The 15,534-nt window shown below is 62.3% G+C and carries 12 protein-coding genes and 1 pseudogene; 12 read left to right on the top strand and 1 reads right to left on the bottom strand.

All coding sequences use genetic code 11. The annotated features are described in order from the left end of the window. Nucleotides 1–418 precede the first annotated feature (418 nt). The 7 genes from tnpA to OKW28_RS25880 all read left to right on the top strand — a co-directional run bounded on the left by tnpA (nucleotide 419) and on the right by OKW28_RS25880 (nucleotide 7,246). Nucleotides 419–826, top strand: a complete 408-nt coding sequence (gene tnpA / locus OKW28_RS25910) for an IS66-like element accessory protein TnpA (RefSeq protein WP_429444462.1) — start codon at nucleotides 419–421, stop codon at nucleotides 824–826. After that, nucleotides 823–1,167 carry an IS66 family insertion sequence element accessory protein TnpB gene (gene tnpB / locus OKW28_RS25905; RefSeq protein WP_429444458.1) on the top strand — a complete coding sequence of 115 codons (345 nt, stop codon included), beginning with the start codon at nucleotides 823–825 and terminating at the stop codon, nucleotides 1,165–1,167. The genes tnpA and tnpB overlap by 4 nt, the downstream gene beginning before the upstream one ends. 30 nt (nucleotides 1,168–1,197) lie before the next feature. Then, complete coding sequence (gene tnpC / locus OKW28_RS25900) at nucleotides 1,198–2,751, top strand: IS66 family transposase (protein ID WP_429444456.1); 1,554 nt, start codon at nucleotides 1,198–1,200, stop codon at nucleotides 2,749–2,751. A 165-nt stretch (nucleotides 2,752–2,916) separates the two neighbouring features. Then, the gene (locus OKW28_RS25895) at nucleotides 2,917–3,861 is read left to right on the top strand and encodes an NAD(P)-dependent oxidoreductase (RefSeq protein WP_429454458.1); all 945 of its coding nucleotides are present in this window, start codon (nucleotides 2,917–2,919) and stop codon (nucleotides 3,859–3,861) included. Nucleotides 3,862–4,050: 189 nt separating this feature from the next. Then, entirely contained in the window at nucleotides 4,051–5,067 is a 1,017-nt protein-coding gene (locus tag OKW28_RS25890; RefSeq protein WP_429449995.1) for a YncE family protein, read from the top strand. A 38-nt stretch (nucleotides 5,068–5,105) separates the two neighbouring features. After that, complete coding sequence (locus tag OKW28_RS25885; RefSeq protein ID WP_429449993.1) at nucleotides 5,106–6,041, top strand: sterol desaturase family protein; 936 nt, start codon at nucleotides 5,106–5,108, stop codon at nucleotides 6,039–6,041. Nucleotides 6,042–6,325: 284 nt separating this feature from the next. Next, nucleotides 6,326–7,246, top strand: a complete 921-nt coding sequence (locus OKW28_RS25880) for a bestrophin family protein (protein ID WP_429449991.1) — start codon at nucleotides 6,326–6,328, stop codon at nucleotides 7,244–7,246. A gap of 196 nt (nucleotides 7,247–7,442) precedes the next feature. Here the strand turns inward: OKW28_RS25880 and OKW28_RS25875 are convergent, their stop codons facing one another. Beyond that, nucleotides 7,443–8,867, bottom strand: coding sequence for a PLP-dependent aminotransferase family protein (locus OKW28_RS25875; RefSeq protein ID WP_429449989.1), 1,425 nt, complete (start codon nucleotides 8,865–8,867; stop codon nucleotides 7,443–7,445). A 196-nt stretch (nucleotides 8,868–9,063) separates the two neighbouring features. Here OKW28_RS25875 and OKW28_RS25870 point away from each other — a divergent pair, with 196 nt between their 5' ends. The 5 genes and pseudogenes from OKW28_RS25870 to moaA all read left to right on the top strand — a co-directional run. After that, nucleotides 9,064–11,391, top strand: a complete 2,328-nt coding sequence (locus tag OKW28_RS25870) for an FdhF/YdeP family oxidoreductase (RefSeq protein ID WP_429449988.1) — start codon at nucleotides 9,064–9,066, stop codon at nucleotides 11,389–11,391. Between the two features lie 59 nt (nucleotides 11,392–11,450). Continuing rightward, nucleotides 11,451–12,845 carry a cytochrome ubiquinol oxidase subunit I gene (locus OKW28_RS25865; protein WP_429449986.1) on the top strand — a complete coding sequence of 465 codons (1,395 nt, stop codon included), beginning with the start codon at nucleotides 11,451–11,453 and terminating at the stop codon, nucleotides 12,843–12,845. Nucleotides 12,846–12,890: 45 nt separating this feature from the next. Continuing rightward, entirely contained in the window at nucleotides 12,891–13,877 is a 987-nt protein-coding gene (gene cydB / locus OKW28_RS25860) for a cytochrome d ubiquinol oxidase subunit II (RefSeq protein ID WP_429449985.1), read from the top strand. A gap of 43 nt (nucleotides 13,878–13,920) precedes the next feature. Beyond that, nucleotides 13,921–14,346, top strand: a complete 426-nt coding sequence (locus OKW28_RS25855) for a molybdopterin-binding protein (protein WP_429449983.1) — start codon at nucleotides 13,921–13,923, stop codon at nucleotides 14,344–14,346. Nucleotides 14,347–14,352: 6 nt separating this feature from the next. Then, nucleotides 14,353–15,488: pseudogene (moaA, locus tag OKW28_RS25850) on the top strand (GTP 3',8-cyclase MoaA); the annotation flags it as partial. Between the last annotated feature and the right edge of the window lie 46 nt (nucleotides 15,489–15,534).

Genomic DNA, 15,534 nt, shown 5'->3' with positions numbered 1-15,534 from the left:
TGTAGATGCCGACACGGCGGGTCGCACCGGCGCGCGAGGCATCCATGGCAAGGACGGTAACGCTAAAACACCGGCAAAACAGCCGTTACTGCCCCGCAAACGGGCGCAGTTCTTCGCCGCGGCGCCCCAACGATCCATTGCAAGCACATTGGGGCCCGGACAAACGCGACACCCGATGCCCGGCGCACGCATCGCCAGATGCGCAGACGCCATTGCGGCATACCCCTGTGCGCAAAGCAGAGTTCCCCATTAGGTCCTTCCGCACCATGCATGCGACAGCTATTCTGCACGTGACTACGCAGCACCGCTGTTTCGCACGCTCCCCGAGACCGGGGTAAGCGCCTCATCTCGGCCGTTCTCTAAGCAGCCATAAATGGAGGTAATTTGGTTCCCACCAAATTTTTTGGCGGGAACCAAAGTGGCCGACATAGTAGATGGCAAGAACGAAGCGCCCGGTAGGCGCCCGAACTTTCCGCGCGAATTCAAGCGACAGCTGGTCGAACAGACCTTCGAACCGGGAGCTTCCGTATCGCTGGTCGCGCGTCGCAACGACATTAACACCAACCTGCTGTTCAGATGGCGTCGCCAATATCTTCAAGGCGTATTCGGAGCACCACATCCGGCGCATGTGCAACAGCAGTCAGAGGTTGACGTTGCACCGTTTCTTCCGGTGAGCGTTGTCGCCGAAACCGAGACATCGATGTCCATGCGCGAGGCTGTGTCGGAGAACGTCTGCGAGATCGAATTTGACCGTGCACGCCTGCGCATCCGCGGCAACGTGTCGCCTGATATGCTGCGGTTACTGGTACGAGAACTGTCCCGATGATCGGGCTGCCGGCGGGCACCCGCATCTGGATTGCGGCTGGCGTCACCGACATGCGTTCCGGATTTCAGGGCCTGGCGGCGAAGGTGCAAACTGCACTGGAGGAGAATCCGTTCGACGGGAACGTCTTCATCTTCCGGGGCAGGCGCGGTGACCTCATCAAAATCCTGTGGGCCACGGAGGACGGGCTATGGCTCCTGGCGAAGCGGCTTGAGCGAGGGCGGTTTGTCTGGCCGCAGGCCGACGGCGGTAAGGTCCATCTGACACAGGCACAACTCTCGATGCTACTCGAGGGCATTGACTGGCGGCAGCCGCGTCGAACCGCGGCGCTATCGGTGTTGTAAACGCTTCGGGGCACGCGTAAACTCCGGCGCATGACCGATGATGCCCGTCTTCCGGATGACGTCGATGCGCTTAAGGCCTTGCTGCTGGAGGCTCGTGCCCAGCTTGCCGAGCGCGATATCGAGATCGAACAGCTCAAGGCCCAGATCGACAAACTCAAACGGGTGCAGTTTGGCCGCAAGTCCGAGCAGCTGGACCGGCAGATCGAGCGGCTCGAAACGGAACTGGATGAGCTGAGCGGTGGGCGCGGTGTCGCGGATGTTCGCCGCGACCGCACATCGGGCACAAGTGTGCCCGCCGGCGCAGCAGCCTCGAAGGAGGCGTTGCCGCCCCATCTGCCGCGTGAAGAGCGCGTGCTCGAACCCGATCCGAGCTGCCCGAACTGCGGCAACACCATGCGGCCACTCGGCGAGGACGTGTCCGAGCAGCTTGCCCGTGTCGCCGCCATGTTCAAGGTGATTCGCACGATCCGCCGCAAGGCGGTCTGCACCTGCTGCAATCACATCTCGCAGCCGCCGATGCCGGGCTTGCCAATTGAGCGCAGCATCGCGCATCCGGGCCTGCTTGCTGACATCCTCGTTTCGAAGTTCGCTGATCATCAACCGCTGTACCGGCAGTCGGCAATTGCCGCGCGTGACGGCGTTAAGCTCGACCCCGCCAGCATGGGGCGCTGGGTCGGCCAGTGCGAGGCTTTGTGCGAGCCGTTGACCGAAGCGCTGCGCGTCTACACGATGGCAACGTTCAAGCTGCACGCGGACGACACGCCGATCCCGGTGCTTGCACCGGGCAACAAAAAGACGCGCACGGGTCGCCTGTGGGTGTACGTTCGCGACGACAGCCGTTCGGGCTCGACGGACCCGGCCGCAGTCTGGTTTGCCTACTCGCCCGACCGAAAGGGGATACATCCGCAGACTCATCTGGCCGGATTCAAGGGCGTCCTGCAGGCCGACGCCTACGGTGGTTTCGACGAGCTGTATGCAGGCGGCAAGATTCGTGAGGCGGCTTGCTGGGATCACGCGAGACGGTACATATACGACGTTCATGTCCGCACGCCGACTGAGTCGACAAGGCACGTACTCGAGCTGATCGGCGAACTCTACGACATTGAGGCTGATATCCGGGGCGAGCCCGCCGCCGAACGATTGCGCGTACGGCAGGAGAGAAGCCTCGCGGTGCTCGCGACCATCAAGGCGTGGATGACGGACAAGATCGCGACCCTGTCGGCAAAATCCGAGTTGGCCAAGGCGATACGCTACTCGCTCAATCAATGGAACGCACTCGTTCTGTACTGCGAAGACGGTCGTATTGAGATCAGCAACGCTCTCGCCGAAAACGCTCTGCGCTGTGTAAGTCTGGGGAGGAAAAACTTCCTGTTTGCAGGCTCCGACAGTGGAGGCGAACGGGCCGCTGCCATGTACGGTCTGATCGGCTCGTGCAAACTGAATGACATCAACCCCCGTGCATATCTGGAATACATCCTGACTCACATCGCGGACCACAAAATCAGTCGCATCGACGAACTGCTGCCCTGGAACATGGTCGGCAAGTTGCCCACGCAATCCACTCCGCCGTCAGCGACAACCTGATCGCCGCAACGTCTCCTGCCGGTATCCGCGAGGTATCGATCAACGCGTTACCGATAGCGTGCCACATGCGCGCGACACATCACGAACGGCCGACGCGAGGCGCTTACAGACCGGGCGAGTTACGCGCGTGCAACGGTGTCCGGTGATACACCTTCATTGAAAAAGATGACGACCTCCACACGAAATTCAGACGCAAGCGCTTTAGACCGCAGTACCAGCCAGCCAGGTACAGCGCCACAGCCAACCCGTGTCGGCGTCGTAGGTCTCGGGCGCATGGGATCTGCATTCGCCCGAAATCTGCTGGACGACGGCTATGAAACGGTCATCTTCAGCAAGTGTGGGAAAAACGTAGCCGCTCTAGAGGCAGCGGGGGCCAAGGCAGCAATGAAGTGGATTGATCTCGCCCACTGCGAAATCGTCATTAGCATGGTGCCTGACGATGAAGCGACCGACTCGGTCTCGATATCATTGGCCAATGTGCTCGATACGCATGCCATCCACATTTCAATGAGCACGATAAGCCCTGACGCGTCACACCGGGCGTCGGAGCGGCACTCCCGTCTGGGGCAAGGCTACGTTGCAGCCCCCGTCCTTGGGAACCCAGACCTCGCTGCCGCCCGGAAGCTGTACATTCTCGCTGCGGGCCCCGATGAGCATGTGGAGCGATCGCTTCCTTTACTTGATCGGCTAGGTCAACGCATTTTCAATGTTGGGCAAAACCCTGAGTTAGCCAATACGTTCAAGCTCGCCGGCAATGCGCTGACGGCGGCCACGTTGCAGAGTATGGGTGAAGTGCTGGCCTTTCTGCATAAGGCAGGCGTTGACCCCAAGGTCGCGTTCTCCGTCTTCACGGAGTCCCTCTTTGATGGAAAAGTGCATAAGGCATACGGAAGAAAGATCGTCGAACAACGATATTCGCCGCCCGGTATGACTTTGCCGCTGGCGGTCAAAGATCTGCGTCTCGCTTTGGCGGAAGCGGAACAGCTTTCAGTGCCGATGCCAGTTGCAAGCGTCGTTCGTGACCGTCTGGTAGCTGCTGTCGCTCGCGGTTGGGAAGATCTCGACTGGTCAGCGCTCGGCAAGCTCGCCGAATTTAGCGCAGGCATTTGACCGGCATCGCTAAGTGTCGGGCTCGACGAAGCGGCGGGTTCGCCCGAACTCGGAATAGCGCCCAGCACGCGGCTGGCAGATATTCCTGGAGATTGGCTTTTTCCCCCTCTGTGGAGTCGGCAAGGAAGGCCTTGCACTCGTTGAGCTTTGAGCATCATTGCGCAATCTAATTCCGAAATGCCCTATTCCATGAAGCTTTCACGTCGCGCGCTGCTTGGCGGTGGCTTCGCCGTTCCGCTGGGTCTCGGCCTGTCGCCATTTCTCGCCCTTCGCTCGAGCCTCGCCAATGCGGCCTCCCCTTCTATCGCGATTGTGATGAACTCCGGCGAAGCCAGCGTCTCGGTGATCGACATGGCGTCGCGCAAAGTTGTCCGAACCTTGCCGACAATGCGTGAGCCCAGCCACTGGGCCCTTTCACCGGATAGAAGCAAGCTCTATATCGCCGACGCCAGCGGCAATGCGCTGTTCATAGTCGACCCGCGCAACGGCACGTCGCTTGGCCACAAAGTCATTGCCGATCCCTATCAGCTCGGCTTTACACCCGATCAACGTTACCTCGTCATCAACGCACTGCGGATCAACTACGTCGACGTGTACCGGTCCGATGACCTGACGCTGGTCAAGCGCTTCTCGCCCGGCGAGATGCCAAGCCATCTGGGCTTCTCGCCGGACTCGCGGTGGAGCTTCAATTCGATGCAGGAGTCTGGCACGCTCGTGTCGTTCGACCTGACGAATATGACGATCCGCTGGAAGTCGGAACTCGGCTCAACGCCCGCCGGCGTGCTTTGGCACAACGGCAAGGTGCTGGTCTGCGTGATGGGCAGCGACCATGTGGCGGAGGTCGACCCAGTAACGGGTAACGTGCTGCGGCGGGTCAAGACCGGTGTCGGTCCACACAATGTCTTCCTCACGCCGGACCGCAGGACGCTTTACGTCACGAACCGTGTCGGAGGCTCGCTGGCAGCGCTCGACTCCGCCACGCTTGAGCTGCTTCGCACGTATCCGCTTCACGCTGGGGGGCCAGACGATATCAGCGTTGCACCCGACGGCAAGCTATGGGTGACGCTGCGTTTCCGTGAACAGGTCGCCGTGCTCGATCCGGCCAGTGGCAACTACGAAACCATCGACGTGGGGCGCTCGCCGCACGGCATCTTTCTCAGCACTCAAATGACCCGGCCTGGTTTCGTTACAGCTGAAAACCTGTAGGGCGCATCATGCTTGTATTTCTCGACAGGTGGTTCAGTATGCTGGCCGGTGAAATCGACACGCATCTCATTCTGCCGGTGCTGTATCACTTCGGCTGGATGGACTGGGAGGAGTTGTCGTTCGACTGGGCGCTTGTCGGCGTCTACGGCCTATTCGCGGTGATCGTCACGTACGCAGTGTGCTGGCCGCTCGAAGTGTTCTTTCCGATCGAGCGCTGGGAAAACCGGAAAGCCGTGGTGATCGACGCGTTCTATACGATTTTAAACCGGGTCGGCGTATTGCCTGTCTTTAGTTTCCTGCTGTTTTATCAGGTACAGGTATGGGTGTACGGTTTTGTGATCGCGCACGGCTACATACCGCCGACGCTCGAGAGGCTTATACCACCGCTTCTCGGGCATCCGGTCATCACCTTCATTGCGTATGCGTTGATACTCGACTGTACCGACTATTGGCGTCACCGCCTGTCGCATTCATCTCGCAGCGCGTACGCACTTCATGCATTGCACCATGCGCAGCGGCAGATGAGTTTCTGGTCGGATGACCGCAACCATGTGCTCGATGAACTGGTCGCCGGCGTCTGGTTCGGCGCCGTTGGTCTCGCGATCGGCATTCCCCCGCTGCAATTTCCGCTGCTGTTCCTGATCATGCGCTTCATCGAAAGCCTGAGCCATGCGAATATCAAGCTTTCGTTCGGCTGGCTCGGCGACCGGTTGATTGTCTCGCCGCGCTTTCACAGGCTGCATCACGGCCTGCGGGCGGCGGGGCGAAACTCCTGCAATTACGGCGCTGTGTTTCCGATCTGGGACATCGTGTTTCGTACAGCCAATTTTTCTGACGAGTACCCGCCTACCGGAGATCGTCGCGCACCGGAATCGATGGCCACGGGCGGCTACCTCGCGCAGCAACTGGGCGGCTTCCAGTTTTTCCTTGAAGAATGGCGACAAGCGGCAAAGGCTGCGCGTTCTCAAAGTTGAAGTGCAACACCTTCACTCGTATAAGGTGTTGCCATGGAAAAACGATACCAATAGCGCCAGGCTGAAGAACCGCTGACGATTGCCAGGATGCCTCTGCAGGCACATACAACTGTCGGAACTGTACCCCTGACGAAGCCGCCAAAATGTATCTCAAGCCTGCAGTCGATCGCATTTAATCTCCTGCTATGCACCCGCGAGCAGCAGGCAAACACGTCCTGCACCGTGATTCACCCTCTCACAGAGAGTGAAACGCCCCTTTTGACTGCCCATACGTTATCTCCGTCATGATCGTCCGCCCGGCGCCCAACTGGTTTCGCATGCTCTTTGTGTGGCACGGATCTGTCCTTAAGGCAATCCTTCCGCAACTGGCGCTCATGACGCTCGTGAGCGTGCTGGCCATGTGCACGCACGGCCGCATCTTCGGCGAAAAGATTCCGTTGAATACGACGCCCTTCACGCTGTGCGGTGTCGCGTTGACGATCTTCCTCGCGTTTCGCAACAGCGCCAGCTATGAGCGCTATTGGGAAGCACGCCGCCTTTGGGGCACCCTGCTCATCGCCGCGCGTACGCTCACCTCGCAGGTCCGCCGCTACGTGCCCGGCGACAGCGCCCTGTTCGACAACGCCGCTTTCGTTCGCCTCTTGATCGCATTCGCCTATGCGCTCAAGCATCAACTCCGTCACTCGGACCCGTCAGCCGACCTTGCGAAGCTGCTCGGCACCGCACAGGCCTCGGAGCTTCGCGGCCGCCTCTTCACGCCAATGCTGCTGCTCGACGAAGCGCGTAAGCGTCTCGCCGCGCTCAATCGCGCGGGCGTGCTGGCCGACATGCACCTCTGGATGCTCGACAGGCCGCTCGACGAACTCGGCGCGGCCGTCGGCGGATGCGAGCGGATCCACGCGACGCCGATTCCCTTCGCCTACGGCGTTCTGCTCCATCGAACCGTCTACGCGTACTGCGCCCTGCTCCCCTTCGGTCTCATCGACTCAATTGGCTTTGCCACGCCGCTCATCTGCGTATTCGTGTCCTACACCTTGCTCGCGCTGGAAGCCATCGCGAGCGAAATCGCGGAGCCCTTCGGCCTCGCGCCGAACAGCCTGGCACTCGATGCCATGACGCGCAACATCGAACGCGCCGTGCTCGAACTGAGCGACGAGGAAGTGCCGCCCGCGATCCAGCCCGGCCCGTGCTACGAGCTTAGCTAACGTCCAGATGCGGAGAACATCTCATGTCTAGCCCTTTGATGGCGAAACCAGCGTGCCACGCGCCGTGGTGTGCTTCGAACGATGGGCCATGTCCGCTCGGTCGGTGTGGCGAACCCGCTCCCCTTTTCTCCGGTGCGATGATAAAGCCGACGAGACCGGCCGCTTTCAGAGGCCTTAGCGTGCCTGGCAGCCTGCCTCAGCGCGCGCACGCCGTCGCCAGCTTGCCGACCGTGATGACAGCCTGCTCGATTTCGGTCGACCAGGGGCTGCTGTAGTTGAGGCGGATGAAATTCCGGTAGCTGTCCGATACCGAGAACATGTAGCCGGGGCCGATCGTAATGCGCTTTTCGAGCAAAAGCTTGTAGAGCATCATCGAGTCGACCTTCGAAGGCAGCTCGACCCACAACACGTAGCCTCCCGCCGGGCTCGATATGCGCGTGCCGACAGGAAAGAAGCGCGTGACCATCGCTCTCATCAGACTGGCCTGTTGCGCGTAGTTCCTGCGCACGCGCCGCAAGTGGTGCTCATAGCCGTCGCGCTCGAGATATTCCGCAATTGCCAGTTGTGGAATGACCGGGGTAGTCAGCGTGTTCAGGAATTTCAGCTTCTCTACCTGGTCGCGATAGCGCCCGGGCAGCGCCCAGCCGATGCGGTAAGCCGCCGTGAGACTCTTCGAAAATGACGCGCAGTGCAGCACCATTCCTTTTTTGTCAAACGACTTCAGCGTGCTCGGATGCGATTTGCCGAAGTACAGCTCGTTGCAGACGCCGTTTTCGATGATCGGAACGTCCGCGCCGGCAAGCAGTTCCACGAGCGCGCGCTTGCGCTCGTCCGGCATCTGAAAACCGAGCGGATTCTGGAAGTTCGGCATCACCATGCAGGCGGCAATCGGCTGCGAGTCGATGATGCGCGCGAGCTCGTCGATGTCGATGCCGTACTCCGGGTGCGTCGCCACCTCGATCGCCTTCATGCCCGAACGCTCGATGGCGTGGAGCATCGCGTAGAAGGTCGGTGATTCGACCGCAACGACGTCGCCCGCCTTGGCGACGGCCTGCAGGCACAGATTGATGGCCTCCGTTGCGCCTACCGTCACGATGATCTCGTTCGGATCGACGGTCATGCCGTTCTCGAGGTAGCGCCGGGCAATTTGCCGCAGGAGGTCGGGGCTGCCGGGCGGCAAGCCGTTCGTCACTCCCCACAGCGCCTTGTTGCGGCCGACCGCCCACGCATAGCGATTGAGCTTCTCGAACGGAAAGAGCTCGGGATCGGGATAGGGCGAGCCGAGCGGCACGGCGCGGTCGACACTGATCGAGCGCAGCGTCGAGAGCACGAGCCGGCCCACGTCGACGGAAGCAGACACGGCAATCGGTCGTGTCGGGCACAACCCGTGCGCGGAGCGGTCGCCTTCTTGCGCGCGCAGGCTCACAAAGTAGCCTGACTGGGGGCGGCTTTCCAGCATTCCCCGGCTTTCCAGCAACAGATACGCGCGAATCACCGTCGTGATGCTGATGCGGTGCTGCTGGCTCGCCTGTCGAACGGATGGCACCCGGTCGCCGGGCCGATACACGCCTTTACGAATCAGATTTTCGATGTCGTCGGCGAGCCTTTCATAAAGGTTCACAGTCCTTCCCCTGAACGCCGCACGCAGCACAGCGCTTCGACTGTGCTGCCACTCGGCGAACTGTACTTTAGCAAGTCGGGGGATTCTGTGCACTCGTGAACGCGGCCTTTGCTTTTACGCTTACGCCAATCAATCGCAGTATGCGGCTCTGTCGAAAAAAGACCGGGGCCCGCGCGAAGTCAACGGAGCCAAGGGCATGGACAAGGCAAAGCAAAAAGGCAAAATCGAGGCGTATCACCACCCCGCCGCCGGCTGGGGCGCACTGAAGTACGTCGCCATCAATCTGATCAAGGAGCGCGTTGCCGGCAGCAACTATCGTACCCTGTTCAAGCAGAACCAGCCGGACGGCTTCGATTGCCCCGGCTGCGCGTGGCCCGATCGCCAGCACGCGTCGACATTCGAATTCTGCGAGAACGGCGTGAAGGCCGTCGCGGCCGAAGCCACGACCAAGCGCGTCACACCGGCGTCTTTCGAGGCGAACACGGTCGAATCGCTCATGAAGCAAACCGATTACGAACTCGAGCAGCACGGCCGGCTCACCGACCCGATGGTGTACGACGCCCGCACGGACCGCTACCGGCCCATAGCCTGGGACGACGCCTTCGCGCTCATTGCAAGGCATCTCAACCAGCTGGATTCGCCGGACGAAGCCGCGTTCTACACGTCGGGACGCGCGAGCAACGAGGCCGCGTTCCTCTACCAGCTGTTCGTGCGCATGTACGGCACGAACAACTTCCCCGACTGCTCGAATATGTGCCACGAAGCAACCAGCCGCGGTCTGCCGACGACGGTGGGTGTAGGCAAGGGCACGGTCACGCTCGACGACTTCGAACTGGCGGACACCATTATCGTCTTCGGGCAAAACCCGGCCACGAACCATCCGCGCATGCTGGGCGAACTGCGTGAAGCGTCGCGCCGCGGCGCCACGATTGTGTCGGTGAATCCGCTGCGCGAACGCGGTCTCGAACGCTTCGCGAGCCCCCAGCACCCGGTCGAAATGCTGACCTTCAGCAGCACGAAGATCGCCTCGACGTTCATTCAGCCGAAACTGGGCGGAGACTTCGCGCTCATCAAGGGCGTGGCCAAGCATCTCATCGAGCTCGACGACGAGGCGCTTGAAAACCGCACGGAACGCGTGCTCGATCTCGACTTCATCAACCAGCACACCCTCGGCTTCGGCGCGTTCGCCGACGACCTGCGCAACGAGAGCTGGCCGCTTCTCGAAGCGCAGTCCGGCGTCGCCCGCGAAGACGTCGAAGGTCTCGCGCGCATCTATGCCAACGGCAAGCGTGTGATCGCCACCTGGGGCATGGGCATTACGCAGCACAAGCATTCGGTGCAGACCGTGCACATGCTCTCGAATCTGCTGATGATGCGCGGCAATATCGGCCGTGAGGGCGCCGGCCTGTGTCCCGTGCGCGGCCACTCGAACGTGCAGGGCAACCGGACCGTGGGCATCGAGGACAAGCCCACGCAGGCCTTCCTTGACCGGCTGGGCAAGGTGTTCGACTTCGATCCACCGCGCGAGCATGGTCTCGACGTCGTCGAGACGGTCGAGCACATGATCGAAGGCAAAGTGAAGGTGTTCATGGGGCTGGGCGGCAACTTCGCCATGGCGACCCCGGACACGCGTCGCACCTTCGACGGCCTGCGTTCCTGCGACCTCACGGTCCACATCACGACCAAGCTCAACCGCAGCCATCTTGTGCACGGTGCCAATGCGCTGATCCTGCCGACGCTCGGCCGCACCGAGATCGACGTGCAAAGCGGCATCGCTCAGGGCGTCACGGTCGAAGACTCGATGAGCATGGTGCACATATCGTATGGCATGAACAAGCCCGCCTCGCCGAACCTGATGTCCGAGACGGCAATCGTCGCGAATATCGCGCACGCCACGCTCGGCGACGAGAAGGTGGACTGGCTCGCGTATGCCCGCGACTACGCGAAGCTCCGCGACGCCATCGAGCAGGCCATCGAGGGCTTCGACCGGTACAACGAGCGCATCCAGCACCCGGGCGGCTTCCATCTGCGCGTCGCCTCGCGCGAGCGCGACTGGAAGACCTCGACCGGCAAAGCGAACTTCGTCGTGCACGCCGTGCAGCAGGACACGCCGATCGCCCGTGCGAAGGCAATTCACGGCGAACGCCTGATGACGCTGATGACCACGCGCTCTCACGACCAGTACAACACGACGGTCTACGCGCTCGACGATCGCTATCGCGGCGTCTTCGGCCAGCGACGCGTCGTTTTCATCAACCCGACCGACGTAGCCTTGCTCGGTTTCAGGAACGGCGACTGGGTCGACATGACCACGGTCTGGGATGACGGCATCGAACGCCGTGCGGACTACTTCCGCCTCGTCGAATACGACATTCCGCGCGGCTGCATCGGGGCGTACTACCCGGAGACGAATCCGCTCGTTCCGCTGTCGAGCGTGGGCGACGTCTGCAACACCCCGACCTCGAAGTCGATTCCCGTGTTGCTGCACCGTTCATCCGAGCCGCCCGTGCTGCCTGCGTTCTGATTGCCCACTGTCGCGTCGAGTCGCGCGCTTCCCTGTTCTCTAATCACCTGGTAATCACCATGTCTATCGAAGCCCTGAATCTGGCCCGCGGTCAGTTCGCCTTGACCGCGATCTTCCACATACTCTGGCCGATCCTCACGATCAGCCTGTCCGCCTTTCTGCTCGTCGTCGAAATCCTTTGGGTCAAGACGAGCGACGTCGTCTGGTACCGCCACGCGCGGTTCTGGAGCAAGCTGCTGCTGCTGAACTTCGCCGTCGGCGTCGTGAGCGGCATTCCCCTGGAATTGGAGTTCGGCACGAACTGGGGACCGTTCTCCCAATACACCGGCCAGTTCTTCGGCAATATCCTCGGCTTCGAGGGGGCCATGGCGTTCATGCTGGAGGCGGGCTTCGTCGGCATCATGATGCTCGGATGGGGTCGCGTGCCCAAAGGCGTGCACCTGTTCGCCACCGCGATGGTCGCGTTCGGCTCGTCCCTCTCCGCTTTCTGGATCATGGTCGCGAACTCGTGGCTGCAAACGCCGAGCGGCGTGACCGTGGTGGACGGCAAGCTCGTCGTCACCGACTACCTCAAGGCGATCTTCAGTCCGGACATGCCTTGGGGCGCGTCGCACATGTGGTTCGCCGCACTCGAAACGGGCCTCGTCGTGATCGCCGGCATCTCGGCATACTACCTGATCAAGCGTCGCGATCCGGCGTTCTTTGTCCGCTCGTTCAAGCTGGCCCTCCTGCTGTTGGTATTCGTCGCGCCCGTGCAGATCTGGCTCGGCGATTCGAGTGGCGTCGACGTCTTCAAAACGCAGCCGGCCAAGGGCGCCGCGATCGAGGGCCACTGGGAAACGAACGCACCCGGCACCGGTGCTAGCTGGTCGCTCCTTGCGTGGCCGGATGCCGCCAAACAACGCAACGACTGGTCGCTTGAAGTGCCCGGCCTGCTGAGCGTTCTCGGCACGCACAGCCTGCACGGTCAGGTCACGGGTCTGAAAGACATTCCCGTCCAGAATCAGCCGCCGATGATCCCGCTGCTTTACTACGCGTTTCGCGTCATGGCAGGGATCGGCTTCCTGTTCATGGTGCTCGCGTTCTGGACCCTCTACGCATTGCGCAAGTCGGGCCGCCACCTCGACAAGCTGCTTGCGCAGCGCAAGCTGCTGCTCGCCTGGGTGCTGGCGATCCCGCTGCCATACATTGCCGTCGAATGCGGCTGGATCGTGCGCGAGGTGGGCCGCCAGCCGTGGCTCGTCTACGGTCTGCTGCGCACCGAGCATGCCGCCTCCGCCATTCCGGCCGGCACCGTTTTGGGCAGCATGATCATGTTCTGCGCCTTGTTCGTCATCCTGATCGTGTCGTTCTTCGTGTTCGCCCGGCGCTGGCTGCGTCAAGGTCCCGATCTCGACCTGATGCCGCCGGCCGGGCCCGCACGCCAGGCCGTTGCGCACGCCGTCGACTATTGATCTGCGCCGTCTCCCCAATTCGCTTTCACCTTACAGGAAGTCATCATGACCCCCGCATCAACCCAGGACCTATTGAATCACGCATGGTTCGGGCTCATCGGCCTGATGCTCGTGCTCTACGTCGTCACGGACGGCTTTGACCTCGGCGTGGGCGTGCTTACGCTGCTGCAGCGCCGCCAGAGCGACCGCGACCTCATGGTCCAGTCCATCGGCCACGTCTGGGACGCCAACGAAACCTGGCTCGTCGTGCTCGGCGGCGCCCTCTTTGGCGCCTTTCCGGCAGCCTATGCGATGATCCTCTCTGATCTCTACGTCCCCGTGATGGTGCTGATCGCGAGCTTCGTCATGCGTGGCGCGGCCATCGAGTTCCGTCACGCGGCCCACTCGAGCAAGACCGTGTGGGACCGCGTTTTCGGCATCGGCAGCCTGCTCGCCGCGGTCTCGCAGGGCATCGTGCTCGGCAGGATTCTTACCGGCTTCGTGCCGGGCGCCTCGAGCCTCGGCTTCGTGGCGGTCACGGCGATCGGCGTCGTATCCGGCTATTGCCTGCTCGGCGCGACCTGGCTCGTGAAGAAGACCACGGGCGGACTCGAGAGCTCGGCGCGCCGCTACGCCATCGTTTCCGTCTTCACGACCGTGGCCGCCGCCCTCGTGGTTTCGTTCGCGACGCTGAAGCTGAGCCCGGTCGGCGTGACGCGCTGGCAGGAACAGGGCGTCTTCCATCTACTGATCGCGCTTGCGGTGCTCGCTGCGCTGGCGTTCCTGTATGTGCTTTACGCGATCCACATGCGTGGCGAACACGGCCCGTTCGTGGGGGCGACGCTGCTCTTCGTGATCTCGTTCGCGGGGCTCGCCATCAGCCTGTTCCCGTACATCGTGCCGGGCCAGCTGACCGTTGCCGCCGCCGCCTCGGATAGCGCGACGCTCACTTTCATGCTCTTCGGCATCGGCACCGTCTTCCCGATCATGGTCGGCTACAATCTCTACCAATACTATCTGTTCCGCGGCAAGGTGATGCTGGTGAAGCACTAGGCGGCCACCGCGCTCCGTCAACACCGCCTTGCGCGCGGACACCGTGCGCAAGGCATTTTTCTTAGTGTCGCCGCGGGCGAAGCGTCACCGGCAAGCGACCCTTCGGCACGCCAGTGTCCGCAGAAGCGCTCGACGAAGCCACCAGCGCACCTCGTACCACGGCCGCGAGGAGGCTCGCGCTCGTGCAATCCACGCGACCCTACGCGCATTTCGTGCGCAGTCCGACCTGATCGTGATGACGGGCGGCGCGTCAGTCGGCGAGCGCGACATGGCCCGCAGCGCGTTGACGTCGCTCGGAGCTTCCTTCGTTCTGTGCGGCATGCGCATGAAGCCCGGCAAGCCGGCCGCGCTCGCGCAACGTACTGCTTTAATCAGACGCGGACTGTGCATTCGGGGCGGAAGGCTGGCGCACTATCCTAAGCGCAACTTGTTCGCGGGCATCGTCCGGCTTTGGAGGCCAGTGCAGTGAAGCCCGATGCCCTACCCTTGTCGCCAGCTACGGACTCTCGAAGAGATCGTGAACGCCATCGCCGAGTCCCCCATCGCCGACGCCGCCGTACCCCAGAGCAGACCGGCCACGACGCCGTTCTCGACACGCTTGCGCGCCCGTTGCGCAGTGTGCGTCTTTCCGTCATCGACCAGTGCAACTTTCGCTGCGCCTACTGCATGCCGCGCGACGTCTTCGATGCCGATTACCCGTCCCTGCGCGCGTCCGAGCGTCTGTCGTTCGATCAGATGGAGAAAGTCGCGGGAGCATTCTCGTCGCTCGGCGTCGAAAAGATTTGCATCACCGGCGGCGAACCGCTCCTGCGGCGCGGACTCGAATCGCTCATTGAACAGCTCGCACGTCTTACGACAGTCAGCGGCAAGCCGACGGGCATCGCGATGACGACGAACGGCTCGTTGGTCGCGGCCCGGGCGCGCGCCCTTCGCGATGCAGGCCTCGGCCGCGTCACGGTGAACCTCGACGCCGTCGATGACGCCTTGTTCCGCCGCATGAGCGACGTCGCGCTATCCGTGTCGCGCATTCTCGACGGCATCGAGCAGGCCTGCCTGCGCGGTCGGACTCGCCCCGGTCAAGGTGAATGCAGTAATCGAGCGCGGCGTCAACGACAGCGAGATTCTGCCGCGCGTGCGCCTTCAGGAATAGGGATGTCGCTGTGCGCTTAATCGAATACATGGACGTCGGTGGCGCGAGCGCCTGGTCGAACGAGACGGTGCTCACGGCACGCGAAATCCGGGCCGTCGTTGAATCCGAATTCCCGCTCGTCCCGCTCGAGGACGGGCAGGAAGCGGCCACTGCCGTCAACTACCGGCACACGCACGGTCGCCGCGAAGTCAGGTTCATCGCGAGCATCTCGCAGCCGTTCTGCGGGTGCGTGCTCGCGCGCACGGGTGTCCGCCGACGGCCACCTCTACCCCTCCCTCTTCGCTACGCAGGGGCCCACCTCAAGCCGTGGCTCGGCGACGCCGTGCCGGTAGTGCAACTGGCCGCGGCCGTGCGTGCGCGCTGGCGCGCGAGACGACCGGTTACCCGGAGCCGTGCGCGATCCGGCGCAAGCCGGATTCGGGCAGGTCTTGCCCACGGTCCGCATGTCGCTGGTCGGCGGCAGACCGCCAGCAGCGCGCCTCACAAAACGTCCCTGGAGAAGAAGAC

The sequence above is a fragment of the Paraburkholderia sp. 40 genome, assembly GCF_050434105.1.
Lineage (GTDB): Bacteria > Pseudomonadota > Gammaproteobacteria > Burkholderiales > Burkholderiaceae > Paraburkholderia > Paraburkholderia tuberum.
Note: the sequence above shows the minus strand (reverse complement) of the source record. Positions and strands in the feature narration are given on the sequence as shown.